The sequence below is a fragment of the Cellulosimicrobium sp. RS genome (genome assembly GCF_046159675.1).
In the GTDB taxonomy this organism is placed as follows: Bacteria; Actinomycetota; Actinomycetes; order Actinomycetales; family Cellulomonadaceae; genus Cellulosimicrobium; species Cellulosimicrobium funkei.
Genome location: NZ_JBJXVU010000006.1, coordinates 110,519 through 135,169, shown reverse-complemented (window position 1 = coordinate 135,169; position 24,651 = coordinate 110,519). Strand labels below are relative to the sequence as shown.

23 protein-coding genes and 1 tRNA gene are annotated in these 24,651 nt (G+C 74.6%); 20 read left to right on the top strand and 4 right to left on the bottom strand.

The features are described from left to right. Positions 1-285 precede the first annotated feature (285 nt). Entirely contained in the window at positions 286-1,482 is a 1,197-nt protein-coding gene (locus tag ACI769_RS11005) for a sensor histidine kinase (RefSeq protein ID WP_409141579.1), read from the bottom strand. Beyond that, positions 1,479-2,285 carry a response regulator transcription factor gene (locus ACI769_RS11000; RefSeq protein ID WP_228075110.1) on the bottom strand — a complete coding sequence of 269 codons (807 nt, stop codon included), beginning with the start codon at positions 2,283-2,285 and terminating at the stop codon, positions 1,479-1,481. Before ACI769_RS11000 ends, ACI769_RS11005 begins: the two co-directional genes overlap by 4 nt. A gap of 186 nt (positions 2,286-2,471) precedes the next feature. Between ACI769_RS11000 and ACI769_RS10995 the strand changes: the two genes are divergently transcribed. From ACI769_RS10995 to ACI769_RS10980, 4 genes are all read left to right on the top strand, one after another. Beyond that, the gene (locus ACI769_RS10995; RefSeq protein WP_043658600.1) at positions 2,472-3,848 is read left to right on the top strand and encodes a hemolysin family protein; all 1,377 of its coding nucleotides are present in this window, start codon (positions 2,472-2,474) and stop codon (positions 3,846-3,848) included. Continuing rightward, positions 3,845-4,888, top strand: a complete 1,044-nt coding sequence (locus ACI769_RS10990) for a hemolysin family protein (RefSeq protein ID WP_034655108.1) — start codon at positions 3,845-3,847, stop codon at positions 4,886-4,888. Before ACI769_RS10995 ends, ACI769_RS10990 begins: the two co-directional genes overlap by 4 nt. Before the next feature lie 155 nt (positions 4,889-5,043). Then, complete coding sequence (locus ACI769_RS10985; protein WP_034655110.1) at positions 5,044-5,850, top strand: D-alanyl-D-alanine carboxypeptidase family protein; 807 nt, start codon at positions 5,044-5,046, stop codon at positions 5,848-5,850. A gap of 55 nt (positions 5,851-5,905) precedes the next feature. Beyond that, entirely contained in the window at positions 5,906-6,469 is a 564-nt protein-coding gene (locus tag ACI769_RS10980; RefSeq protein WP_076405976.1) for a hypothetical protein, read from the top strand. A gap of 38 nt (positions 6,470-6,507) precedes the next feature. Here the strand turns inward: ACI769_RS10980 and ACI769_RS10975 are convergent, their stop codons facing one another. Both ACI769_RS10975 and ACI769_RS10970 read right to left on the bottom strand, forming a co-directional pair. Continuing rightward, positions 6,508-7,140 (bottom strand): CYTH domain-containing protein, encoded by a 633-nt coding sequence (locus ACI769_RS10975; RefSeq protein WP_034655122.1) that lies wholly within the window; start codon positions 7,138-7,140, stop codon positions 6,508-6,510. A gap of 112 nt (positions 7,141-7,252) precedes the next feature. Beyond that, a tRNA-Arg gene (locus ACI769_RS10970) sits at positions 7,253-7,325 on the bottom strand. Between the two features lie 228 nt (positions 7,326-7,553). Between ACI769_RS10970 and argS the strand changes: the two genes are divergently transcribed. From argS to ACI769_RS10890, 16 genes are all read left to right on the top strand, one after another. Next, positions 7,554-9,239: an arginine--tRNA ligase gene (gene argS / locus ACI769_RS10965; protein ID WP_114553492.1), complete on the top strand. Its 1,686-nt coding sequence runs from the start codon at positions 7,554-7,556 to the stop codon at positions 9,237-9,239. Continuing rightward, positions 9,236-10,624: a diaminopimelate decarboxylase gene (gene lysA / locus ACI769_RS10960; protein WP_085387551.1), complete on the top strand. Its 1,389-nt coding sequence runs from the start codon at positions 9,236-9,238 to the stop codon at positions 10,622-10,624. Before argS ends, lysA begins: the two co-directional genes overlap by 4 nt. Before the next feature lie 162 nt (positions 10,625-10,786). Beyond that, positions 10,787-12,127, top strand: coding sequence for a homoserine dehydrogenase (locus ACI769_RS10955; protein WP_409141578.1), 1,341 nt, complete (start codon positions 10,787-10,789; stop codon positions 12,125-12,127). Between the two features lie 11 nt (positions 12,128-12,138). Then, complete coding sequence (gene thrC, locus ACI769_RS10950) at positions 12,139-13,242, top strand: threonine synthase (RefSeq protein WP_085388701.1); 1,104 nt, start codon at positions 12,139-12,141, stop codon at positions 13,240-13,242. Then, positions 13,242-14,171 carry a homoserine kinase gene (gene thrB / locus ACI769_RS10945; RefSeq protein ID WP_043658744.1) on the top strand — a complete coding sequence of 310 codons (930 nt, stop codon included), beginning with the start codon at positions 13,242-13,244 and terminating at the stop codon, positions 14,169-14,171. The genes thrC and thrB overlap by 1 nt, the downstream gene beginning before the upstream one ends. Positions 14,172-14,420: 249 nt before the next feature. Further along, complete coding sequence (rho, locus tag ACI769_RS10940) at positions 14,421-16,541, top strand: transcription termination factor Rho (RefSeq protein WP_171468196.1); 2,121 nt, start codon at positions 14,421-14,423, stop codon at positions 16,539-16,541. Between the two features lie 164 nt (positions 16,542-16,705). Next, positions 16,706-16,924 (top strand): 50S ribosomal protein L31, encoded by a 219-nt coding sequence (gene rpmE / locus ACI769_RS10935; protein WP_021483241.1) that lies wholly within the window; start codon positions 16,706-16,708, stop codon positions 16,922-16,924. 202 nt (positions 16,925-17,126) lie between these two features. Then, entirely contained in the window at positions 17,127-18,230 is a 1,104-nt protein-coding gene (gene prfA / locus ACI769_RS10930; protein ID WP_409141577.1) for a peptide chain release factor 1, read from the top strand. Between the two features lies 1 nt (position 18,231). Continuing rightward, positions 18,232-19,251, top strand: a complete 1,020-nt coding sequence (gene prmC, locus ACI769_RS10925) for a peptide chain release factor N(5)-glutamine methyltransferase (RefSeq protein WP_409141576.1) — start codon at positions 18,232-18,234, stop codon at positions 19,249-19,251. Next, a complete protein-coding gene (locus ACI769_RS10920) occupies positions 19,248-20,018 on the top strand; it encodes an L-threonylcarbamoyladenylate synthase (protein ID WP_409141575.1) in 771 nt (256 codons plus the stop codon). Before prmC ends, ACI769_RS10920 begins: the two co-directional genes overlap by 4 nt. Continuing rightward, on the top strand, positions 20,015-21,271 hold the full coding sequence (locus ACI769_RS10915; RefSeq protein WP_081600065.1) for a glycosyltransferase family 4 protein: 1,257 nt from the start codon (positions 20,015-20,017) through the stop codon (positions 21,269-21,271). Before ACI769_RS10920 ends, ACI769_RS10915 begins: the two co-directional genes overlap by 4 nt. Next, positions 21,268-21,819, top strand: a complete 552-nt coding sequence (locus tag ACI769_RS10910; protein ID WP_253705644.1) for a hypothetical protein — start codon at positions 21,268-21,270, stop codon at positions 21,817-21,819. The genes ACI769_RS10915 and ACI769_RS10910 overlap by 4 nt, the downstream gene beginning before the upstream one ends. Before the next feature lie 238 nt (positions 21,820-22,057). Then, positions 22,058-22,852: a F0F1 ATP synthase subunit A gene (gene atpB / locus ACI769_RS10905; protein ID WP_021482770.1), complete on the top strand. Its 795-nt coding sequence runs from the start codon at positions 22,058-22,060 to the stop codon at positions 22,850-22,852. Between the two features lie 104 nt (positions 22,853-22,956). Next, positions 22,957-23,187 (top strand): ATP synthase F0 subunit C, encoded by a 231-nt coding sequence (locus ACI769_RS10900; RefSeq protein WP_021482769.1) that lies wholly within the window; start codon positions 22,957-22,959, stop codon positions 23,185-23,187. Then, complete coding sequence (locus ACI769_RS10895; RefSeq protein ID WP_034653505.1) at positions 23,187-23,795, top strand: F0F1 ATP synthase subunit B; 609 nt, start codon at positions 23,187-23,189, stop codon at positions 23,793-23,795. The genes ACI769_RS10900 and ACI769_RS10895 overlap by 1 nt, the downstream gene beginning before the upstream one ends. After that, positions 23,795-24,610 (top strand): F0F1 ATP synthase subunit delta, encoded by an 816-nt coding sequence (locus ACI769_RS10890; RefSeq protein ID WP_043655661.1) that lies wholly within the window; start codon positions 23,795-23,797, stop codon positions 24,608-24,610. Before ACI769_RS10895 ends, ACI769_RS10890 begins: the two co-directional genes overlap by 1 nt. Positions 24,611-24,651 lie beyond the last annotated feature (41 nt).

Genomic DNA, 24,651 nt, shown 5'->3' with positions numbered 1-24,651 from the left:
GCGCACCGCTGCTGCGGCGCCCCGACGTCGGCACGGGCTCGTCCGGGTTCCGGACCACTCCAGCCTAGGCCCTCGTCGTCGGCCTCGGGCGTTGGGCCGAGCGTTCCGGCGCGGCCTGTTCGCGGGTTCTTCACGCCGTGTCTGGGCCAGGCAAACGTGACCCCACGCGCACCTCGTCGGAGGGCAAGATCGCGGAATTCCACGCCATCCCGAGGTATCTCCGCGGGGCGATGTGACGCATCTCACGCCGGAGCGCGGGCGGGTGCGCGCGCTGTCAGGACGGAGTCACCGCACGTCGGGGTGCGCCGTGTACGACGCGTCCCCGTCCTTGGGCGGGAACGGCGCGGAGCCCGCGTGCGCGGGCAGCGTGACGCGCATCGTCGCCCCCCGGCGCGAGTCCGCGACCTCGATCCGGCCGCCGTGCAGGTCCACCGCCCAGCGCACGATCGCGAGCCCGATCCCCGTGCCGCCCGTCGAGCCGCCCGTCGTCGTGTGCGCGCCCGTCGCGCTGGCCCGGGCGAACCGCTCGAAGATCCGCTCGCGGTCCTCCTTGGCGATCCCCGGGCCCTCGTCGACGACCTCCAGCACGACGTCGTCGTCCACCGGGTACGCCTCGAGCCGGATCTCCCCGCCCTGCGGCGAGTGCCGGATCGCGTTCTGCAGGAGGTTGGTCACGACCTGGTGCAGCCGCTCGCGGTCCGCCTCGAGCACGAGGTCCGGGGGCGTGACGTCGACGACGTAGCGCAGCTGCTTGCCCGCCTCGACCATCGACACGGCCTCGGCGTTCTCCTCGAGGAAGTCGCCGACGTCGATCTGGGTGATGTTGAGCGCCGCCGCCCCCGCCTCGATGCGCGACAGGTCCAGGAGGTACGCGACGAGCCGCGTGAGGCGCTCGGTCTGCGCGAGCGACATCTCCATCGTCGCGGGCGTCGGGGGCGTCACCCCGTCCACGACGTTCTCGAGCTGGGCCTGGAGAGCCGCGATCGGGGTGCGCAGCTCGTGCGAGACGTTCGCGATGAGCTCGCGGCGCACCTGGTCGCTCGTCGCGAGGTCCTCCGCCATGACGTTGAACGCCACCGCGAGCTGGCCCACCTCGTCGCGGCTCGTGGCGCGCACGCGCCGCGTGTAGTCGCCGTCGGCCATCGCCCGGGCGGCGGCGGTCATCTCGCGCAGGGGGGACGTCATACCGCGCGCGAGGAGCTGCGTGAGCAGCAGCGACAGCACGATCGCGAGCGGGAACGTGCGTGACGGCCCGAGCTGGTTCTGCAGCCCGATCCACGTGATGAGGACGGCGAGCGTCACCGTCGCGGCGACCAGCACGCCGAGCTTGATCTTCAGCGAGCGGAACGAGTCGAGCGGCCGGACGTCCGGGAGGTGCGGCCGGATCGTGTGGGCCCGGTGCGGTCCCGGCCGCGCCGGGCCGGGGGCCTGCGCCTGCCCCGGGTCCGTGCCGCCGGCGGGGTCGGCGGGGGAGGAGGTCATCCGGCGGGCGGCTCGAACGCGTAGCCGACGCCGTGGACCGTGCGGATGAGGTCCGCACCGAGCTTGCGGCGCAGCGCCTTGATGTGGGAGTCGACGGTGCGCGTCCCGCTGGCGTCGGCCCAGTCCCACACCTCGGCGAGCAGGCGCTCGCGCGTGAGGACCGTCTTCGGCGAGCTCGCGAGCATGACGAGCAGCTCGAACTCGGTGGGCGTGAGGTGGACCTCCTCGCCCGCGCGGTAGACGCGGCGCTGGGCCTTGTCGATCGTCACGTCGCCCACCGTCATGGGCGGGTCGCTCGGGGCGGAGCTCGCAGCCTGCGTGGCGCGGTCGACGCGGCGCAGCAGCGCCTTGATGCGCGCGACGAGCTCGCGCATGGAGAACGGCTTCGTCATGTAGTCGTCCGCGCCGACGCCGAGCCCGATGAGCATGTCGGTCTCGTCGTCGCGCGCGGTGAGCATGAGGATCGGCACGGGCTGCTCCGCCTGGATGCGGCGCGTGACCTCGAGGCCGTCGATGCCGGGGAGCATGACGTCGAGGACGATCGCGTCCGGGCGCAGGCGCGCCGCGGCGTCGACGGCGGACAGGCCGTCGCGCGCGACCTCGACGCGCCAGCCCTCCGCGCTCAGCCGCTGCGCGATGGCGGTCGCGATCGCGGGCTCGTCCTCGACGACGAGGACCGTGGCCGCCTGCTGCGGGGTGCCGCCGCCGGCCACCGGGGCGGTCGTGGGCACGGGCCCGCGGCCGGGGACGGGACCGGCCCCCGCGCCGGTCGGTGCTGCGCTCGCTGCCCTCGGATCTGCCATGGGATACAGCGTGGCACACGTCGGCCCAGGTCGGCCGGATTTCGTCGTCGTCGGGGGACCAGGTCGCGCGCTCGTGCGGTGCCGCCCGGGGGCCGCCGGGCCGTCCCTCCCGGGCGACGCGCGACGGGCGAGCGCTAACATCGTCGGCACGATGAAGAGCACCTCCCGATATCGGTGGAGCACCTCGTGGTAGGCGACTGGGTCATGGTCGCGCTCGGGGTGCTCCTCACCGCAGGTACCGCCGTCTTCGTGGCCAGCGAGTTCTCCCTGGTCACCCTCGACCCCGCCGTCCTCCCCGCCGGGGACGACGCCGACCAGGAGGGCGACAGACGCGGCTCCCCGCCGTCGGGCGGGACGGGCGGCCCCGACCGCCGCGACCGCAGCGTCCGGGCCGGGCTCAAGCACCTGTCGACCGAGCTCTCCTCGGCGCAGGTCGGCATCACCCTCACGACCATCCTCCTCGGGTACACCGCGCAGCCCGCGCTCCTCGCGCTCTTCGGGGACGCCCTGAGCTCGACGCCGCTCGGCCACGCGGCCTCCGCGGTCCTCGCGGGCGTGCTCGCGCTGCTCGTCGTGAACTTCGTCTCGATGCTCTTCGGCGAGCTCATCCCCAAGAACTTCGCGCTCAGCGCGCCCTACGCGACCGCGCGGCAGGTCGTGCCCGTGCAGCGGCAGTTCACCAAGCTGTTCCGGCCGGTCATCGCCGTGCTCAACGGCTCGGCGAACGCGATCCTGCGCCGCGTCGGCGTCGAGCCGCGCGAGGAGCTGTCGGGCGCCCGATCGGCGTCCGAGCTCGCCGCCCTCGTGCGCCGCTCCGCGCAGGAGGGCACGCTCGACGTCTCCGTCGCGACCCTCCTCACCAACTCGATCGAGCTCGACGAGCTGAGCGCCGTCGACGTCATGACCGACCGCATGCGCATGGTCGTCGTGGACCGGGACGCGACCGCCGCGGACGTCGTCGACGCCGCCCGGCGCACCGGGCACTCGCGGTTCCCCGTCATCGGCGAGGACCGGGACGACGTCGTCGGCCTCGTCCACCTGCGCCGCGCCGTCGCCGTCCCCTACGAGCGGCGCCACGAGGTCCCCGCGGCGGCCCTCATGGCCGACGCCCCGCGCGTGCCCGAGACGGTGCGGCTCGGCCCGCTCCTGGTCGAGCTGCGCGGCTTCGGGCTCCAGATGGCGGTCGTCGTCGACGAGTACGGCGGCACCTCGGGCGTCGTCACGCTCGAGGACGTCGTCGAGGAGCTCGTGGGCGACGTCGCGGACGAGCACGACCCCCGGCGCTCCGGCGCGGCCCGCCGTGCGGACGGCTCGTGGCTCGTGCCCGGCGTCATGCGGCCCGACGAGCTCACGGAGGTCACCGGGCTGCGCGTCCCCGAGGACGGCGCCTACGAGACGCTCGGCGGCCTCGTCATGGCCCGCCTCGGCCGCGTCCCCGAGCCCGGCGACGAGATCGCCGCGGGCGAGGGCCGGCACCGCGTGGTGCTGCGCGTGGAGGCGATGGAGGGGCGGCGCGTCGAGCGGCTCTCGGTTCGCGCGACACCGACGGAGGGGGACGCATGAGCTCGACCACCGCGCTCCTCGTCGCGCTCCTCCTGCTCGCCGGCAACGCGTTCTTCGTCGGCGCCGAGTTCGCGGTGATCTCCGCGCGCCGCTCGGCGATCGAGCCGCTCGCCGCGCAGGGCAACCGCCGCGCCCAGACGGTCCTGTGGGCGATGGAGCACGTGTCGCTCATGCTCGCGTGCGCCCAGCTCGGCGTGACCGTCTGCTCCACGGGTCTGGGCGTCGTCGCGGAGCCGGCCATCGCGCACCTCATCGAGGACCCGCTGCACGCGCTCGGCGTGAGCACCGCGCTCGCGCACCCGATCGCGTTCGTCGTGGCGCTCGCGATCGTCGTCTACCTGCACGTGGTGCTCGGCGAGATGGTCCCGAAGAACCTCGCGGTCTCCGGGCCCGAGACGGCCGTCATGTGGTTCGGCCCGCCGCTCGTGTGGATCGGGCGCGTGCTGCGCCCCGTCATCGTCGCGCTCAACTGGCTCGCGAACCACGCGGTCCGCGCCACGGGCGTCGAGCCGAAGGACGAGGTGGCGTCGGCGTTCACCGCCGAGGAGGTGCAGTCCATCGTCGAGCACTCCCAGGCCGAGGGGGTCCTGCGCGACGAGCAGGGGCTGCTCTCGGGAGCCATCGAGTTCTCCGAGCGCACCGCGCAGGACGTCATGGTCCCCGTCGCGGACCTCGTCACCGTCACCGAGGGCTGCACGCCCGACGAGGTCGAGCGCCTGGTCGCCAAGACCGGCTTCTCGCGGTTCGCCGTCGCGGACGTCACGGGCGACCTCGTGGGCTACCTGCACGTCAAGGACGTGCTCTACGCGGACGAGACGACGCGCGAGGCCCCGGTCCCGTCGTGGCGCGTGCGGGCGCTCGCGGCCGCCGCGCCCGACGACGAGGTGGAGGACGCGCTGCGCGCCATGCAGCGCTCGGGGGCGCACCTGGCGCGCGTCGACGGTCCCGAGGGCGGGGGCGCGCTCGGGGTGGTCTTCCTCGAGGACATTCTCGAGGAGCTCGTCGGCGAGGTGCGCGACGCGATGCAGCGCCGGCCCTAGGCCGGCGGCCCGGCCGGCGCGAGGGTGCCCGAGGGCGCTCCGCCGAGGCTCTGAGCAGGGGACTTGGCATCGCCGGAGCCCTTCGTTACTGTTCCGTGATTGATCGGTCATCGGTGGCTCGGAGCCACCCCGACGACGTGAGAGGCAGGTGGCGGGTGGAGTCGCAGCACGGCGCACCCGCCCTCGACTCACGACGGGCCCGGCGCGAGGCGGAGCAGGGCTCCCGGCGTCGCCGCCCCCAGGCACAGGTCTCCAGCCAGCACCGCTGGGTGCCGCGCGTCGCCGTCCTCGGGACGCTCGCCGCCGCGACCATCGCGATGCCGCTCTCCGCGGGCGCCGACGACGCGCTCGGCAGCGGGTCGCCCTTCGAGCCGGAGACCCGCCCCGTCGGCCCGAGCGCGCTCGACCTCGCGACCGCCGCCGCGACCGCACCCGCCGTCTCCCCGAGCGTCGCCGCCGCACCCCGCGTCGAGGTGCGCCGCGAGGCGGCCTCCCGCTCCGCCGCCCGCGACCCGCTGCCGGGCTGCGACCCGACCGTCCGGCCCGAGGGCACGAACGGCAACCTCGACGAGCACGCCCTGTGCGAGCTGTGGCAGGCGGACGAGCACCTGCGACCCGACGCGGCCGTCGCGCTCTCCGCGATGAACGAGGCCTTCCGGGCCACCTTCGGCCGGGACCTCTGCCTCGTGTCGTCGTACCGCACGCTCTCGACGCAGGTCTCGCTCAAGTCCTCCCGCGGCGCCTTCGCGGCGCCCCCCGGCTGGTCCATGCACGGGTGGGGGCTCGCGATCGACCTCTGCTCCGTGGAGACCGGCTCGCGCGAGGTCTACGCGTGGATCAACCAGAACGGCGCCACGTACGGCTGGGCGAACCCGGCGTGGGCCAAGCGCGGCGGCAGCGGCGCCTACGAGCCCTGGCACTTCGAGTTCGTCCAGGGCGTCGAGGAGATCCAGAACTCCTGACGCGCCCCCGGCCGGTCGCCCCGCGCGCGGCCGCCCCGCGCCGTATCGTCGGACCGTGGCCGACCTGCTCCTCGCCGCGGTCGTCCTGCGCCGTCCCGAGCACGCGCTCGCCGCGCAGGTGCTGAGCCTCGCCGTGGGCGGCCTCGTCCGCGTGGAGCCGACGGCGCCCGGCGAGCCTCCCGTCCTCGTCCTCCTCGACGCGTCGCGTGCCTCCGAGCGCGAGCACCTCGCGCTGTCGACCCTCTTCGGCGGGACGGCGGGCGAGGGCGCGCGCGTCGCGCTCGACCCGGCCGACGACGCCCTGCGCCACCGGGTGCACGACGCCGCGCGCCAGGTCGTGCGCAGCGCCCGCCACGACGGCTACCTGGAGGCGGGGCGGTCGCGCCGGCTCACGGAGAAGGGCGACGCGGTGCGGGCCGACCTCGTCGCGTTGGAGGACGCCGTCGAGCGCGAGGTCGCGGAGGCGCGCGCGCACGACCGGGCGCGCGAGCACGTGTCGCCCGGCGCGCTGCCGTGGGCGGTCCTGTTCGGGCACGAGCCCGGGTGGGTGCCGGTCGACGGGCGCACGGTCCGGTTCGACGTCGCCGCGGTGTGCGCCGCGGCGGACGCGCTGCGCTGACCCGAGGGCCCGCGGCCGGGCGCGTGCCCGCGCGGTGCCTACGGGCCGGAGAGCCGCTCGTTGCGGCCGAAGTCCTGGAGGAACCGCGGGCCGGACGCGGCGAGCTCGGCCTCGAACTCCTCGCGCCACGCGCCGTAGGGGCGGCCCGCGAGCGCGTCGTTGGAGAACCGGGGGTCGTCCGTGAGCTCGGTGACGCAGAACGCGGGGATCTGCAGGTCCGTGACGGGACCGGTCCGCTCGCACTCCGCGACGACGAGCGGGTGGTTCGCCCCGCCGAACACGTCGACGACCCAGCCGTCGGCCCCGACCCACACGGAGTAGCGGGTCTTGACGACGCGCGCACCGCCGCGGCGGATCATCTGGACGCCCACCGCCACGTCGACCTCGCGCTCCGCCTCGTAGCGCGTGCCGCCGGCCATCGGACCCTTGACGGTGAGCGTGCACAGGTCGACGGCGGGGGCGTAGCGGTCGAGGAGCCGGACCGGGTCGGTCGTGGCGTCCATCGTCGCGTCGACCGTGGGCACCTTGGCGCGCAGCCGCAGCGCGTAGCCCTCGTCGGCCAGGTAGTAGCTCTGCACGATGAGCGCGGGCGCGTCGCGCAGGTCCTCGGGCAGCTCGCGCACGAGGAACCGGCGCTCGAACTCGAAGTCCCCGTAGCCGCCGTCGGTCATGGGCCCACCGTAGCGGGAGCGCGCGGGTCGTGGCGGGACCTCGCGCAGCGGGCCCGGAGACGGCGCGAGCCCGGCCGCGCGAGGCGGGCCGGGCTCGTGGGAGCGGTGCGGGTGCCCTCGATAGGATTCGAACCTACGACCTTCTGCTCCGGAGGCAGACGCTCTATCCACTGAGCTACGAGGGCGAGCGCCGACGGTGACCGCCGACGCGATGCACGAGACTACCAGCCCGCAGGGGGTGCGCGGACCCGGCCGCGGTCGGCTGCCGACCGGGCGCGCCGACCGGGTGCGCCGCCCCGGTGCTCCGGCCCGGCGCGGAGACGCGGGGGAGCGGGCCCGGCCGCCGGCGCGGCGGGACGGGCGGCGGTGAAATGGCGCGACGGACGGCCCCCGCGCCTCGGTAGAATCGCCCGGTGACCCCCGACGAGCTCTCCGAAGCGCTGAGCGCTGCCCTGGCCGCCGCCGTCGCCGACGGCACCCTCGACCTGGACCCGACCGCGGTCCCCGAGCGCGTCCACGTCGAGCGACCCCGGCAGCGCGAGCACGGCGACTGGGCCACGAACGTCGCGCTGCAGCTCGCGAAGAAGGCGGGCACGACGCCGCGCGCGCTCGCCGAGGACCTCGCGCGCCGCCTCGCCGCGCACCCGGGCATCCGGGCCGTGGACGTCGCGGGCCCCGGCTTCCTCAACATCACCCTCGACGCGGCCGCCGCGGGCGAGCTCGCGCGCACCATCGTCGAGGCCGGCCCGGCGTACGGGCGCGGCGACTCCGAGGCGGGCAAGAAGGTCAACCTCGAGTTCGTCTCCGCGAACCCGACCGGGCCCATCCACATCGGCGGGGTCCGCTGGGCCGCCGTCGGCGACTCGCTCGCGCGCGTGCTCGAGGCGAGCGGCGCGGACGTGACGCGCGAGTACTACTTCAACGACCACGGCGCGCAGATCGACCGGTTCGCGCGCTCGCTCCTCGCCCGCGCCCGCGGCCTGGAGGCGCCCGAGGACGGGTACGGCGGCGAGTACATCACCGAGATCGCGGACGCGGTGATCGCCGACGCGCTCGCCGCCGGCGACCCCGACCCGCGGACGCTGCCCGACGCGGAGGCGCAGGAGGTCTTCCGGTCGCGCGGCGTCGAGCGCATGTTCGGCGAGATCAAGTCGTCGCTCCACGACTTCGGCGTCGACTTCGACGTCTACTTCCACGAGGACTCGCTGCACGAGTCGGGCGCCGTCGAGCGCGCCGTCGAGCGCCTGCGCGCGTCCGGTCACATGTTCGAGAAGGACGGCGCGACCTGGCTGCGCACGACCGACTTCGGTGACGACAAGGACCGCGTCGTCATCAAGTCCGACGGCGAGGCGGCCTACATCGCGGGCGACATCGCCTACTACCTCGACAAGCGCGAGCGCGGCTTCGACGAGGTCATCATCATGCTCGGCGCCGACCACCACGGGTACGTGGGCCGCATGATGGCCGTGTGCGCCGCGTTCGGCGACACTCCGGGGAAGAACCTCCAGCTCCTCATCGGGCAGATGGTCAACCTCGTCAAGGACGGCAAGCCGGTGCGCATGGCCAAGCGCGCCGGGAACGTGGTGACCCTCGAGGACCTCGTGGACGCCGTCGGCGTCGACGCCGCGCGCTACTCCCTCGCGCGCTCGTCCGCGGACCAGAACATCGACCTCGACCTCGACCTGCTCGCGCGGGCGACGAACGAGAACCCGGTCTACTACGTGCAGTACGCGCACTCGCGCACCGCGGCGGTGGACCGCAACGCGGCCGACCGCGGCGTCGCGCGCGCCGACGGGTTCGAGCCCGCGCTGCTCGACCACCCGAGCGAGGCGGCGCTCGTCGGCCGCCTCACCGAGTTCCCGCGCATCGTCGCCCAGGCGGCCGAGCTGCGCGAGCCGCACCGCGTCGCGCGCTACCTCGAGGCCCTGGCCGGCGACTACCACACGTGGTACCAGCAGAAGTCGCAGCGCGTCCTGCCCTACCCGGACGAGGAGGTCACGGACACGCACCGCACGCGCCTGTGGCTCAACGACGCGGTGCGCCAGGTCCTCGCCAACGGCCTGGGGCTGCTCGGCGTGACCGCGCCGGAGCGCATGTGAGCACGAGCCTGCCGGGTCACCCCGGCGAGCCGTGGTCGCGCGGCGTGCGGCGCCGGGACGACGGCGTCGTCGAGGTCGCGGGCGTCGACGTCCGCACGCTCGCGGCCGAGCACGGGACGCCCGCGTACGTGCTCGACGAGGCGGACTTCCGCGCCCGGGCGCGCGCGTACCGCACGGCGTTCGAGACGGCGTTCCGCGCCGTCGGGTCGGACGTCGACGTGTACTACGCGGGCAAGGCGCTGCTCACGGTCGCCGTCGCGCGCTGGGCGCGCGAGGAGGGCCTGCGCGTCGACACCGCGAGCGGGGGAGAGCTCGCCGTCGCGCTGCGCGCCGGCGTCCCCGGTCCCGAGATCGGCCTGCACGGCAACAACAAGTCCGACGCCGAGATCGGGCGCGCGCTCGACGAGGGCGTGGGTCGGATCATCGTCGACTCGCTCGTCGAGGTCGAGAGGGTCGCACGCCTCGCGGGGGAGCGCGGCGTCGTCGCGCCCGTCATGGTCCGCGTGACGACGGGCGTCCACGCGGGCGGGCACGAGTACATCTCGACCGCGCACGAGGACCAGAAGTTCGGGCTGTCGGTCGCGTCGTCGCGCCCCGCGGACGGCAGACCGGCCGGCGACTCCCCGGCGATGACCGCGCTGCTCGACGTCGTCGCGCGCCCCGAGCTGCACCTGCTCGGGATCCACTCGCACATCGGCTCCCAGATCCTCGACCCCTCGGGCTTCGAGGTCGCGGCGCGCGCCGTGCTGGAGCTGCGGGCGCGGCTCGCGGACCGCTCGGGCGTGCTCGTCGACGAGGTCGACATCGGCGGCGGCTACGGCATCGCGTACCTCCCGGGCGACGTCGCGCTCGACCCGGAGCGCGTCGCGAAGGACGTCGCGCGCGCGGTCGAGGCGGTGGCCGCGGAGCTCGGCACTCCGCTGCCGCGGTTCTCGATCGAGCCGGGGCGCGCGATCGTCGGGCCGGCCGGTCTCACGCTCTACACGGTCGGCACCGTGAAGCCCGTGACCCTCGACGACGGGCGCGTGCGCACGTACGTGTCGGTGGACGGCGGCATGAGCGACAACATCCGCCCCGCGCTCTACGCGGCGCAGTACCACGCGGAGGTCGTCGGGCGGGCGTCCGAGGCCGGGCCCGTGCTCGCGCGCGTCGTGGGCAAGCACTGCGAGAGCGGCGACATCGTCGTGCACGAGGTGCTGCTCCCCGGCGACGTGCGGGCGGGCGACCTGCTCGCGGTGCCCGCCACGGGGGCGTACGGCCGCTCGATGGCGTCGAACTACAACCTGCTGACGCGTCCGCCCGTGGTCGCCGTGCACGACGGCGCGAGCCGCGTGCTCGTGCGGCGCGAGACCGTCGAGGACCTGCTCGCGCTCGACGAGGGCTGACCTCACCGGGTCGTGCCCGCCGGTCGGCATCCGACCTGTGGGCACGCCCCGGGCGGGCGGACCCGTCGCCGTATCCTGTGCCTGCGGCTCCCGCGCCACCCGGGCACGACCCGGACCGTGCGCGGTGCCGCACCCGTCCTGACCACCCGAGGAAGGTCCGTCGTGCCGTCTGCCGCCGAGTCCCACCCGCCCCTGCGCGTCGCCCTGCTGGGGTGCGGCGTCGTCGGCACCCAGGTCGCGCGGCTGCTCACGGAGCAGGCCGACGACCTCGCGTCCCGGGTCGGGGCACCCCTGGAGCTCGTCGGGATCGCGGTCCGGGACGCGTCCGCGCCGCGCGACGCCGCGGTGGACCGGTCGCTGCTCACGGAGGACGCGGCGGGCCTCGTCGAGCGTGCCGACATCGTCGTCGAGGTGATGGGCGGCACCGAGCCCGCGCGGTCGCTGCTGCTGCGCGCGATCGAGGCCGGCGCCGCCGTCGTGACGGCGAACAAGGCGCTGCTCGCCGAGGACGGCCCCACGCTCTACAAGGCGGCCGACGCCGCCGGGGTGGACATCTACTTCGAGGCCGCCGTCGCGGGCGCGATCCCCATCGTCCGCCCGGTGCGCGAGTCGCTCGCGGGCGACCGCGTGCGGCGCGTGCTCGGCATCGTCAACGGGACGACCAACTACGTGCTCGACCAGATGGCCTCGACGGGCAGGGGCCTCGACGAGGCCGTCCGCGAGGCGCAGGACCTCGGCTACGCGGAGGCGGACCCGACGGCGGACGTCGAGGGGTACGACGCCGCGGCCAAGGCGGCGATCCTCGCGAGCCTCGCGTTCCACACGCGCGTGTCCCTCGACGACGTCGCGCGCGAGGGCATCCTGGCCGTCACGGCCGACGACGTCGCGTGGGCCGCGCAGACGGGCCACGTCATCAAGCTCCTCGCCATCGCCGAGCGGCGCGACGGCGACGCCACCGGCGCGGAGGCGGGCGTGTCCGTGCGCGTGCACCCCGCGCTCGTGCCGACCTCGCACCCGCTCGCGAACGTGCGCGGCTCGTTCAACGCGGTGTTCGTCGAGGCGGAGTCCGCGGGCGAGCTCATGTTCTACGGGCGCGGCGCGGGCGGCGCCCCGACGGCGTCCGCCGTCCTGGGCGACGTCGTCTCCGCCGCCCGCCACCGCGTGCTCGGGGGCAAGGGGCCGCAGGAGTCCACGTACGCCGAGCTCCCGATCCTCCCGGCGAGCGCCGCGGTCACGCGCTACCAGGTGCGCCTCGACGTCGAGGACCGCCCGGGCGTGCTCGCGCAGGTCGCGCACGCGCTCGCCGAGCACGGCGTGTCCATCGAGGCGGTCCGCCAGCCGACGGCGCGCGGCGCGGCCGACGTCGCCGAGCCGGGCGTCGCGGAGCTCCTCATCACCACGCACGCGGCGCCGGAGTCGGCGCTGTCGGCCACCGTCGCGGCGGTCGCCGAGCTCGAGCCCGTCCGCACGATCACGTCCGTCCTGAGAGTCGAGGGAGCCTGATGGCCCACGAGATGGCCCACCAGTGGCAAGGCATCATCGCCGAGTACCGTGACCGGCTGCCCGCGCACGTGTCCGAGCGCATCGTCACGCTCGGTGAGGGAGGCACGCCGCTCGTCGAGGCGCCGGCCCTGTCGGCGCGCACGGGTGCCCAGGTCTTCGTCAAGGTCGAGGGCATGAACCCGACGGGGTCGTTCAAGGACCGCGGCATGACGACGGCGATCTCCGCGGCCGCCGGGCGCGGCGCGCAGGCGGTCGTGTGCGCGTCCACGGGCAACACGTCGGCGTCGGCGGCCGCCTACGCCGTGCGCGCGGGCATGACGTGCGCGGTGCTCGTCCCGGACGGCAAGATCGCGATGGGCAAGCTGAGCCAGGCGATCGCCCACGGCGCGCGCCTGCTCCAGGTCGACGGCAACTTCGACGACTGCCTCGTCGCGGCGCGCAAGCTCGCCGAGGCGTACCCGGTCGAGCTCGTGAACTCGGTCAACCCCGACCGCATCGAGGGCCAGAAGACGGGCGCCTTCGAGATCGTCGACGCGCTCGGAGACGCCCCGGACATCCACGCGCTGCCCGTCGGCAACGCGGGGAACATCACCGCGTACTGGAAGGGCTTCCGCGAGTACGCCGGCCAGGGCGTCGCGGGGCACGCGGGGGAGGGCCTGCCGGCCGTCGCGACGCGCACGCCGCAGATGTGGGGCTTCCAGGCGGCGGGCGCCGCGCCGATCGTCGCGGGCCACCCGATCACGGAGCCCGAGACCGTCGCGACCGCCATCCGCATCGGCAACCCCGCGTCGTGGGAGCTCGCCGAGGCAGCGCGCGACGAGTCGGGCGGCGTCATCGAGGCCGTGTCCGACGAGCAGATCCTCGCGGCGCACCGCGTGCTGTCGAGCGAGGTCGGCGTTTTCGTCGAGCCCGCGTCGGCCGCCGGCGTCGCCGGGATCCTCGCGCGCGCCGAGCGCGGGCTCGTGCCCGCGGGCGCGCGCATCGTCGTCACGGTCACCGGTCACGGGCTCAAGGACCCGCAGTGGGCGCTGCGCACGCTCGACGGCACCGAGGTCGAGCCGACGCGCGTGACCGCCGACGTGGTGTCCATCGCCGACGCCCTCGGGCTCGACTGATGCAGCTCGGCGCGGACCACGTGCGGGTGCGCGTCCCCGCGACGAGCGCGAACCTCGGCCCCGGCTTCGACGCGCTGGGCCTCGCGCTCGCGCTCCACGACGTGCTCGACGTGCGCGCGCTCGCGAGCGACGACGTCGTGGTCGACGTCGAGGGCGAGGGCGCCGGAGAGGTGCCCGGCGACGAGTCCCACCTCGTGGTGCGGGCCCTGCGGGCCGCGCTCGACGTGGCGGGTGCGCCGCAGACGGGCCTGCACCTGACGTGCGTCAACCGCGTCCCCCACGGGCGGGGCCTCGGCTCGTCTGCCGCGGCCGTCGTCGCGGGCATCGTGGCGGCGCGCGCGCTCGTCGCCGACCCGTCGGTCCTCGACGACGACGTCGCGCTCGGCCTCGCGACCGCGATCGAGGGCCACCCGGACAACGCGGCGCCCGCGCTGCTCGGCGGCGCGACCGTCGCGTGGGAGAGCGGTACGCCCGGGGCCGGGGCGCGTGCCGTCCGGCTCGACGTGCACCCCGACCTGCGGGCGACGGTGCTGGTCCCCTCGGCCCGGCTCGCGACGAGCCGCGCGCGCGGGGTGCTCCCGGCGCAGGTGCCGCACGCCGACGCGGCGTTCAACGCGGGGCGGTCGGCGCTGCTCGTCGAGGCGCTCACGCGGCGTCCCGACCTGCTCCTCGACGCGACCGACGACCGGCTCCACCAGGGGTACCGCGCCGGCGTCATGCCGACCACGTCGGAGCTCGTCCGCGCGCTGCGCGCGCGGGGGCTCGCGGCGACGGTGTCGGGTGCGGGCCCCACGGTCCTCGTCCTGTCCGCCGCGGAGCGCCTCGACGAGGTCGCGGGCGTCGCGGACGAGCTCGTCGGGGGGAGCGCGGACTGGTCGGTCCGCCGCCTCGACGTCGACACGCGCGGGGTCGTCGCCGAACGGCTCTGACCGCTGTCCTGCCGGTGCTAGGATGGTTTCAGCCTTCGGTCACGCTCTCGCATCAGCAGTCGAGCGTTCTCCAGCGCGGAAGTGCCGCGACAGAGCCCGTCCGAGAGAAGGCAATCCAGCCCGCGTCAGATGACGTCGTCGTACCACTGACGCGTGGTGACACCTGCGCACCGGCCGTCACGGCCGGGCGTCGACCACCCGCGGTCCGCCCTCTGAGAGACGGACGCAAACGAGGGGGAAGGGTCCTTCGTGACAGACACCATCGACACCGCCACGAGCAGCGCGACCGCTGCCGGCGGTACCGCCCGGAACGGCGCGCTCTCCACCCTGCGCCTCCCGGAGCTGCAGGCGCTCGCGTCGCAGCTCGGGGTCAAGGGCACGTCCAAGATGCGCAAGGGCGATCTCGTGGACGTCATCCGCGCCCGCACGGGCGAGCAGGGTGCTTCCGAGCGCCCCGCCGCGTCCCGGCGCGACACCGACGCGGCGCCCGCCGCGTCGCGTGAGACGAACGAGGCGCCCGTCGCCTCGGGGCGTGGCCGCAGCCGCCGCGCCGAGCGGCCTGCGGCGAGCCCCGCGGCCGGCAGCGACTCCCCGGCGACGCGTCAGGACGCGCCGTCGGCCGCGAGCCGCGAGGAGCGCACCGCCGCTCCCGTGCTCGACCTCCCGGTGCGCGCCGACGAGCAGCGCACGGAGCAGCGCGGCGAGCGCCGCGACGGCCGCCGCGACGCGCGCTCGGAGGCCGCGGCCGCGGTCGCCGAGGCCCTCGGCGAGGGCGTGCGCACGCGCGACACCGCGAACGAGTCGCCCGACGAGCGTGCTGCGCGCGCCGCGGCCGCCGTCGGCCTGGTCACGGGCGAGCGCGGCTCGCGTCGTGCGGGCCGCGGTGCCGGTGCCCCGCGCACGGGCGAGGGCGACGGCGACGCACCGCGCGCCGACCGCCAGCGTGACGGGCAGGGCGGCGAGCGCCAGCGCGAGCAGCAGCCGGAGAAGCAGTCCGGCCAGCAGTCCGGCCAGCAGGGCCGGGGCGAGCGTCAGGGCGACCGTCGTGACGACCGCCAGCTCCTGGACGACGAGCGCGGCGGGCGCCGCCGTCGGGGCCGCGACCGCGGTCGCGACCGCGACCGCAAGCGCGGCCGCAACCGCCAGGGACCGGACCTCTCGGGCCTCGACGACATCGAGGTCAACGAGGACGACGTCCTGCTCCCCGTCGCGGGCATCCTCGACATCCTCGACAACTACGCGTTCGTCCGCACCAGCGGCTACCTGCCGGGCAACAACGACGTCTACGTGTCGCTCGGCCAGGTGAAGAAGGCCGGGCTGCGCCGCGGCGACGCCGTGACGGGCGCCGTGCGCCAGCCGCGCGAGGGCGAGAACCAGGGCAACACCGCGCGCCAGAAGTTCAACGCGCTCGTCCGCCTCGACACGGTCAACGGCATGTCGCCCGAGGAGGCGCGCGAGCGTCCGGAGTTCAACCGGCTCACGCCGCTGTACCCGCAGGAGCGCCTGCGCCTCGAGAACTCCGAGGCCACGCGCCTCACGCCGCGCGTCATCGACATCGTCGCGCCGATCGGCAAGGGCCAGCGCGGTCTCATCGTCGCGCCGCCCAAGGCCGGCAAGACGATCATCATGCAGCAGATCGCCAACGCGATCGCCGCGAACAACCCCGAGGTCCACCTCATGGTGGTGCTCGTGGACGAGCGGCCCGAAGAGGTCACCGACATGGAGCGGACGGTCCGCGGCGAGGTCATCGCCTCGACGTTCGACCGCCCCGCGTCGGACCACACGATCGTCGCCGAGCTCGCGATCGAGCGCGCGAAGCGCCTGGTCGAGCTCGGTCAGGACGTCGTGGTGCTCCTCGACTCGCTCACCCGCCTGTCGCGCGCGTACAACCTCGCGGCGCCGGCCTCGGGCCGCATCCTGTCCGGTGGTGTGGACGCGTCCGCGCTCTACCCGCCGAAGCGGTTCTTCGGCGCGGCGCGCAACATCGAGAACGGCGGCTCCCTGACGATCCTCGCCTCGGCGCTCGTGGAGACGGGCTCGAAGATGGACGAGGTCATCTTCGAGGAGTTCAAGGGCACGGGGAACATGGAGCTCCGCCTGTCCCGCAACCTCGCGGACAAGCGCATCTTCCCGGCCGTGGACGTCAACGCGTCCGGCACGCGCCGCGAGGAGATCCTCATGTCGCAGGACGAGCTGAAGATCATCTACAAGCTCCGCCGCGTCATGGGCGCCCTCGACCAGCAGCAGGCGATCGAGCTGCTGCTCGGCCAGCTCAAGAAGACGCAGACGAACGTCGAGTTCCTGCTGCACGTCCAGAAGACGACGCCCGGCGGGCTGGCCGACGACGACAACGTCGGCCGCACGATCTGACGCGTCGCCCGGTCACCGACGGCGGGTGGCCCCGGGAAGTTCTCGGGGCCCCCGCGCGTTCTGGCACAATGGTTCGTCGGCCTGCGCTCGTCAGGCCGCCTGTCGCCGGTTCACAGGTGCGGTAGCCGCACCTGACCCGGAGACGTCACCCCAAGGAGAAAACCGTGAAGTCTGGTATCCACCCCGAGTACGTCGTCACCGAGGTGACGTGCACCTGCGGGAACACGTTCGTGACGCGCAGCACCGAGGCGTCGGGCAAGATCAGCTCCGACGTGTGCAGCGCCTGCCACCCGTTCTACACGGGCAAGCAGAAGATCCTCGACACCGGTGGCCGCGTGGCCCGCTTCCAGGCGCGCTACGGCAAGAAGGACGCCGACAAGTAGCAGCACCGCAGCGCCGGTGGTCCGAGCCCGACAACCTCTCCAGGGGCAGTCGGTGCGCTCGGACCACCGGCGCTGTCGCGTTGTCGGGGGCCGGTCGGAGCGCCGGACCCGGTGACGCGCCCGCGTGCGACCGCACGCCCGGCGCCCGCGCGCCGCGCCGCGACCGCCGTCCCGCACCGCCGTACCGCCCGAGGAGCCGTCCGTGACCGAGTCGTTCGCCGCCGTCGTGCCGTTGCTGGCCGAGCACGCCGAGATCGAGGCGCAGCTCGCCGACCCGGCCGTCCACGCCGACGCGGGCCGCGCCCGCACGCTCGGGCGGCGCTACGCCGAGCTCAACCAGGTCGTGGGCGCGTACCGGGCGTGGCGCGAGGCGAGCGACGACGCCGAGGCCGCGGCCGAGCTCGCCGCCCTGGGCGGCGACGACGGCGACGCGTTCGCCGACGAGCTCCCGGGCCTGCGCGCCACCGAGGAGGAGGCGCGCGAGCGCCTGCGCCGCGTGCTCGTCCCGCGCGACCCCGACGACGGCCGCGACGTCATCCTCGAGATCAAGGCGGGGGAGGGCGGCGAGGAGTCGGCCCTGTTCGCCGGCGACCTGCTGCGCATGTACCTGCGGTACGCCGAGCGCCGCGGCTGGAAGACGGAGGTCCTCGAGTCGACCGACTCCGACCTCGGCGGCTACAAGGACGTCCAGGTCGCGGTGAAGGCGCGCAGCACGCCGTCCGACCCGGCCGAGGGCGTCTGGGCCAACCTCAAGTACGAGGGCGGCGTGCACCGCGTCCAGCGCGTGCCCGTGACGGAGTCGCAGGGCCGCATCCACACGTCTGCCGCCGGGGTGCTCGTGTTCCCCGAGGTCGAGGACGCGGGCGAGGTCGAGATCGACCCGAATGACCTGCGCATCGACGTCTACCGCTCGTCGGGCCCGGGCGGGCAGTCGGTCAACACGACCGACTCCGCGGTGCGCATCACGCACCTGCCGACGGGGATCGCCGTGTCGATGCAGAACGAGAAGTCGCAGCTCCAGAACCGGGAGCAGGCGATGCGCGTGCTGCGCGCGCGCCTGCTCGCCGCGCAGCAGGAGGCGGCCGCCGCGGAGGCGGCGGACCTGCGGCGCTCCCAGGTGCGGACGGTCGACCGCTCCGAGCGCATCCGCACCTACAACTTCCCGGAGAACCGCATCGCGGACCACCGCACCGGGTACAAGGCGTACAACCTCGACCAGGTGCTCGACGGCGACCTCGACCCCGTCGTGCGCTCGGCCGTGGAGGCGGACGAGGCGGCCCGGCTCGCCGCCGCGGGCGAGGCCTGAGATGGGCGACGCGCGCACCGAGCAGTCCGTGCCCGCCGTCCCCGCCGCGCTCACCGTGGACGACCTGCGGCGCGCGGTGCGGGCCGCCGAGGGGATCCTCGTGGAGGCCGGCGTCCCGTCCGCGCGCCACGACGCGGAGGCCCTCGCGGCCTGGAGCCTCGGCCTGCCGCGCCTCGAGTGGTACCGGCTCCCCGCGGGCGACGCCCCGCTCGCCCCCGCGCTCCCGACGGGCGCGACCGACCGCTTCCTCGCCGACTTCGCGGACGCGGTGGAGCGCCGACGAGGGCGTGAGCCGCTCCAGCGCATCGTCGGGCACACCGTGTTCCGGCACGTCACGGTCGAGGTGCTCGACGACGTCTTCGTGCCCCGCCCGGAGACGGAGACGGTCGCGCAGGTCGCGATCGACGAGGCGGCACGGCTCCTCGGCGACCCGGGTCGCGCGGACCGGCCGCCGCTCGTCGTGGACCTGTGCTGCGGGTCGGGCGTCATCGGGATCAGCGTCGACGTCGAGGTGCCGGGCTCGCGCGTCGTCGCGGTCGACCTCTCGCCCGACGCCGTCCGCGCGACGACGGCGAACGCCGCGCGCGTGGGGTCGGGCACCCAGCGCACGCTCGTCGGCGACGTGGGCGACCCGGCCCTGCTCGCCGAGCTCGACGGGACGGTCGACGTCGTCGTGTCGAACCCGCCGTACATCCCGCCGGACGCGGTGCCGGTCGACCCCGAGGTCCGCGACCACGACCCCGACCTGGCGCTCTACGGTCGCGGCGCCGACGGGCTGGAGGTGCCGCGCGCCGTCGTGCGCGCCGCAGCGCGCCTGCTGCGGCCCGGCGGCCTGTTCGTCATGGAGCACGCGGAGGTGCAGGCCGCCGACGTGCGCGCGGCCGCCCGCGCCGCGGACGCGTTCGTCGAGGTGCGCACCCTGACGGACCTCACGGGCCGCGACCGCATGGTCGTGGCACGACGAGCCGGTGCCGCCGGTGACCCGGGGTCGCCGCACGGGCGTGGAAGGATGGACCCGTGAGCTCCGTCCACCCCGTGACCGACCCGAACACCTGGGGCGCCGGCATCGACGAGGCGGTCAACGCGATCTCCCGCGGTGGCCTCGTCGTGCTGCCCACCGACACCGTCTACGGCATCGGCGCCGACGCCTTCGACGCCGAGGCGGTGTCCGCGCTGCTCGCCGCGAAGGGCCGCGGGCGGCACATGCCGCCCCCGGTCCTCGTCCCCGACGCGCGCACGCTCGACGGCCTCGCCACCGACGTGCCCGACGACGCGCGCCGCCTCGTCGAGGCGTTCTGGCCCGGCGGGTTCACGATCATCCTGCGGGCCCAGCCGTCGCTCGCGTGGGACCTCGGCGAGACGCACGGCACGGTCGCGCTGCGCATGCCCGACCACCCGGCCGCGCTCGCGCTCCTGCGCCGCACCGGGCCCCTCGCCGTGTCGTCCGCGAACGCGACGGGTCGCCCCGCCGCGCTGCACGTCGACGACGCGCGCGAGCAGCTCGGCAGCGCCGTCGGCGTCTACCTCGACGGCGGGACGGCGCCCGGGGGAGTGGCGTCCACGATCGTCGACGCGACGTCCGGCGCGCTGCGCGTCGTGCGGCAGGGGGCCGTGACGCTCGAGCAGCTGCGCGAGGTCGCGCCCGTCCTCGGCCCCGACGACGAGCCGGCCGCGGACGCCGCCCCGGAGCCGCAGGAGACGGTGCCCGTCGAGGCTGCCGTCTCCGACGCGCCCGCCGAGACCCGAGGCTCCGGCGACGCCGGGGAGCCGGAGGCGAACGGCGGGTGAGGGTCTACCTGCTCGTGATGCTCGTCGCCGCCGCGGTGACGTTCCTCGCGACACCCTTCGCGCGCTGGGTCGCGCTGCGCACGGGCGCCATCACGGCGGTGCGCGACCGCGACGTCCACACGATCCCGACCCCCCGGCTCGGCGGTCTCGCGATGCTGCTGGGGCTGGTGGTGGCGGTCGTCTTCGCGTCGCAGATGCCCTTCCTCGAGAGCGTCTTCGTCGGCGAGGTCGCGGGGCAGATGGTCGCCGACGCCCGGATCTGGGGGATCGTCGGCGCCGCGGCGATCGTCTGCCTGCTCGGCATCGCCGACGACATCTGGGACCTCGACTGGATGACCAAGCTCGCGGGCCAGGTGCTCGCGGCCGGGCTCATGGCGAGCCAGGGCGTCGTGCTGTTCACGCTGCCCATCCCCATCGGGGAGCAGCAGCTCATCTGGTCCTCGCGCCTCCAGCTCGTCGCCACGATCCTCGTGGTCGTGGTGGCCATGAACGCCGTGAACTTCGTGGACGGCCTCGACGGCCTCGCGGCCGGCCTCGTCGCGATCGGGGGCGCCGCGTTCTTCGTCTACTCGTACGTGCTCACGCAGAAGGCGAGCGCCGACGACTACTCGAGCCTCGCGACCCTCGTCATCGCAGCCCTCGTCGGCATCTGCGTCGGGTTCCTGCCGCACAACTTCCATCCCGCCCGGATCTTCATGGGGGACTCGGGCTCGATGGTCCTCGGCCTCGTGTTCTCCGCCGCGGCGATCGTCGTGACGGGACGGGTCGACACGACCACGCTCTCCGGGGCGCAGCAGATCCCGGCGTTCATCCCGCTCCTCCTGCCGCTCGCGGTGATCCTCCTGCCGCTGCTCGACATGGCCATGGCGGTCGTGCGCCGCGTCGCGCGCGGCAAGTCCCCGTTCCACCCGGACCGCATGCACCTGCACCACCGGATGCTCGCGATCGGGCACTCGCACCGGCGCGCCGTGCTCATCCTCTACGTGTGGACGGCCGTGTTCGCGTTCGCCGCCGTCGCGCTGGTCCAGTGGCACTGGCACGGCGTGGCCGCAGGGCTCGCCGGGGCCGTCGTCGCCGCGGCGCTCCTCACGCTCGGACCGCTGCGCACGCGCGGGCGGTTCCTCGACGACGACGCCGCCGCGGCGGTCGACGTCCCGCCGGCCCTCGCGCCCCCCACCTCCTCCGCGCCCGGGTCCAGCGACCCGGCCGCGTCGTCCGCCGTCCCCACCCCGCCGAAGGAAGCCCTGAGATGACGACGAGCCAGCCCGAGCCCGCCCGCCCGGACGACCGACCGGACGCCAGGCCGGAGGGCAGGCCGGACGGCACGGTGGACGGCAGGTCGGGCAGCACGGCGACCGAGGGCCCCGTCGAGCAGACGATCGGCGCGCACGGCCGCGCCGTGCGTGCGGTGTTCCGCACCGCCCTGCGCGACGTGCTGGTGCTGCTCGGCGCGCTGACCGTGCTCGGCGTCGCGGTCGGTGCGCTCGTCGCGGGGCTGCCGGGCGTCTGGGGCGCGCTCCTGGGCGTGGGCGTCGCCCTGATCTTCTCCGCGACCACGGTCTGGACGATGCTGCGCACCGTCGACTCCAGCCCGACGACGACGGCCGCGATCGTCATGGCGAGCTGGCTCGGCAAGATGGTGGTGCTGATCGCCGTCCTCGTCGTGCTGCGCGGCATGGACTTCTACGACCGGTGGGTGTTCGCCGGGGTGCTGCTCGTCGGTGTGATCGGCTCCGCCGCGCTCGACTACCGGGCCGTGAGCAGGGGACGGATCCCGTACGTCGACCCTGCGGCGCGCTGACGTACCACCGGCGCGCCGCCGACGTACCACGGGGCCGCCGCGCGGGGGGAGGGACCCTCGTCCCGCAGCATGAGCAAAATGTCACAAGCGGCCGGGAACGGCGAGAGCACGCGGATCCATACGTTAGGCTACTGGCGAATCCATGACGGCCAGGTCCGACGGCGTGCCCACCCACGGGTGACGGCTGCCCGGACCACACGACCATTGGGAGTCCACCCTGTCCACGCTTGCGACCCCCGTGCTCCTCGCTGCATCCGAGAGCGAAGGTGGCTTCCACGCGCCGTCCATCGCCGACTTCTTCCCGCCGGCGATCCTCTTCGAGGGCACCATCTTCCAGATCGACCGGATCTGGATCGTCCGGATCGTGGCCACGATCGTCCTCCTCGCGATCTTCGTCGTCGCCGCGCGTCGGGCGCGCCTGGTCCCCGGGCGCTTCCAGAACGCGATCGAGATGATGCTGGACTTCGTCCGGGTCCAGATCGTCGAGGAGATCATGGGCAAGGAGCACGCCAAGCGCTTCGTCCCCATGATCACGACGATCTTCTTCGCGGTCCTCGCCTTCAACCTCACGGGCATCATCCCCGGCCTCAACATGGCCGGTACCGCCCGCATGGGCCTGCCCTTCCTGCTCGCGCTGTGGGTGCTCGTCACCTACTGGGCCGTGGGCATCAAGGCGCACGGCCTCGGCGGCTACCTCAAGAACAGCCTCTTCCCCCCGGGGATCCCGGCGCCGATCTACCTGATCGTCACCCCGATCGAGCTGCTCCAGATCCTCATCATCCGGCCGGCCTCGCTCGCGATCCGTCTCGTCGCCAACATGGTCGCCGGCCACATCATGCTGGTCCTGTGCTTCGCCGCGACGCAGTACTTCGTCTTCGAGGCGGTCCCCGCGATGAAGGCCTTCGGCGTCCTGACGCTCGCCGGCGGGCTGATCTTCACGCTCTTCGAGCTCCTCGTCGCGGCCCTGCAGGCCTACATCTTCGCGCTCCTCGCGTCGGTGTACCTGAACATCGCGCTCGAAGAGGAGCACTGACCCGAGGCCGCACCGCGCGCCCCGACCGACCCTCTCCCACCACGCACCACTCAATGTGACGCCCGGCCGACCGGTCGGGCGCCCAACGGAAGGAACGAGCACACGTGGACGTCACCACCCTCGCCGAGGTCTCCGGCAGCATCAACACGATCGGCTACGGCATCGCCGCGATCGGCCCGGGCATCGGCCTCGGCATCCTCATCGGCAAGACCGTCGAGGGCATGGCCCGCCAGCCTGAGGTCGCCGGCCAGCTCCGCGCCACCATGTTCCTCGGTGTCGCGTTCGTCGAGCTGCTCGCGCTGCTCGGGCTCGTCGCCGGCTTCCTCTTCCAGTGATGACGGCGCTGGCTGACGCCGCGCTGACCCTCGCGGCGGAGACCGGCGAGGAGCCGGCAGGCATCGACCTGTTCCTCCCCGCCGGCTACGACATCCTGTGGTCGGCCGTCGTCCTCGTCATCATCGCGGTCGTCTTCTACAAGGCGGTCCTGCCGAAGTTCCAGGCGGTCCTGGACGAGCGCACCGCGAAGATCGAGGGCGGTCTGGCCAAGGCGGAGTCCGCCCAGGCCGAGGCCGCGGCGGCGCTGGCGGAGTACCACCAGCAGCTCCAGGAGGCACGCACCGAGGCGGCGAAGATCCGTGAGGAGGCGCGCGCCGAGGGCTCGGCGATCGTCTCCGACCTGCGGGCCAAGGCGTCCGACGACGCCGCGCGCATCGTCGAGACGGCGCACCGCCAGATCGAGGCCGAGCGCCAGCAGGCCGCGGTCTCGCTGCGCAACGACGTCGGTCTGCTCGCGACGGAGCTCGCCTCCAAGATCGTGGGCGAGTCGCTCGCCGACTCGGCACGCCAGAGCCGCGTCGTCGACCGCTTCCTCGACGAGCTCGAGGCCGCGGGTCCCGCGGCGGCGAGCGCGGCGGGCACCGGTCCCGGCACCGAGGAGCGCTGATGCGCGGAACGAGCGGCGAGTCCCTGACGCAGGCGCGGGACCGGTTCGAGCCGGTCCTGCGCTCGGCGGGCGAGAGCGCGCTCGCGCTCGGCGAGCAGCTCTTCGCGGTCACGGCGGCGCTCGATGAGTCGGCGCCGCTGCGGCGCTCGCTCGCGGACCCGTCCCGCTCCGGTGCGGACAAGGCGGCGCTGGTCACGGCCGTCCTCGCGTCGGGCTTCGACGAGCGCGTCGTCGACCTCATGGCCGGCCTCGTCCGGTCGCGGTGGTCGCGCGAGAGCGACCTCGCGGACGCGACCGAGCGCCTCGGCCTGGAGGCGGTCCTCGCGTCCGCCCAGTCCCGTGGTGCGCTCGAGCAGGTCGAGGACGAGCTCTTCCGGACGTCGCGCGCGCTCGTCGGGCAGCGCGAGGCGCGGCAGATCCTCTCCGACGACACGATCGACCCCGAGCGTCGCGCCGCCTTCGTGCACGCGCTGCTCGGCGGGAAGGCCGACCGTGCGACCGAGGTGCTCGCGGTCCACGCGACGCGCGCGCTGCGCGGGCGCCGGTTCGTCCCGACGCTGGGCTGGATCGGTGAGGTCGCGGCCGAGCGTCGGCAGCGGCTCGTCGCCTCCGTGACGTCGGCGACGGTGCTCACGCAGGCACAGCTCGACCGCCTCTCGGCGCTGCTCGAGCGGGCCTACGGGCGTGCCGTGCAGCTCAACGTCACGGTCGACCCCGCCGTCCTCGGCGGGATGCGCGTCCAGGTCGGTGCCGACGTCGTGGACTCCACGGTGCTGGCCCGGCTGGCCGACGCGCGCCGACGTCTCGTGAGCTGACCGGCCCACCCTTCCGACCGACGACCGTCCTGCCGGCCACC

Coding starts and splice junctions, on each gene's coding strand:
- ACI769_RS11005 (WP_409141579.1), bottom strand. CDS start 1,482: ATGACCTCCTCCCCCGCCGACCCCGCCGGCGGCACGGACCCGGGGCAG.
- ACI769_RS11000 (WP_228075110.1), bottom strand. CDS start 2,285: ATGGCAGATCCGAGGGCAGCGAGCGCAGCACCGACCGGCGCGGGGGCC.
- ACI769_RS10990 (WP_034655108.1), top strand. CDS start 3,845: ATGAGCTCGACCACCGCGCTCCTCGTCGCGCTCCTCCTGCTCGCCGGC.
- ACI769_RS10975 (WP_034655122.1), bottom strand. CDS start 7,140: ATGACCGACGGCGGCTACGGGGACTTCGAGTTCGAGCGCCGGTTCCTC.
- thrC (WP_085388701.1), top strand. CDS start 12,139: ATGGCCCACCAGTGGCAAGGCATCATCGCCGAGTACCGTGACCGGCTG.
- thrB (WP_043658744.1), top strand. CDS start 13,242: ATGCAGCTCGGCGCGGACCACGTGCGGGTGCGCGTCCCCGCGACGAGC.
- prmC (WP_409141576.1), top strand. CDS start 18,232: ATGGGCGACGCGCGCACCGAGCAGTCCGTGCCCGCCGTCCCCGCCGCG.
- ACI769_RS10910 (WP_253705644.1), top strand. CDS start 21,268: ATGACGACGAGCCAGCCCGAGCCCGCCCGCCCGGACGACCGACCGGAC.
- ACI769_RS10895 (WP_034653505.1), top strand. CDS start 23,187: ATGACGGCGCTGGCTGACGCCGCGCTGACCCTCGCGGCGGAGACCGGC.
- ACI769_RS10890 (WP_043655661.1), top strand. CDS start 23,795: ATGCGCGGAACGAGCGGCGAGTCCCTGACGCAGGCGCGGGACCGGTTC.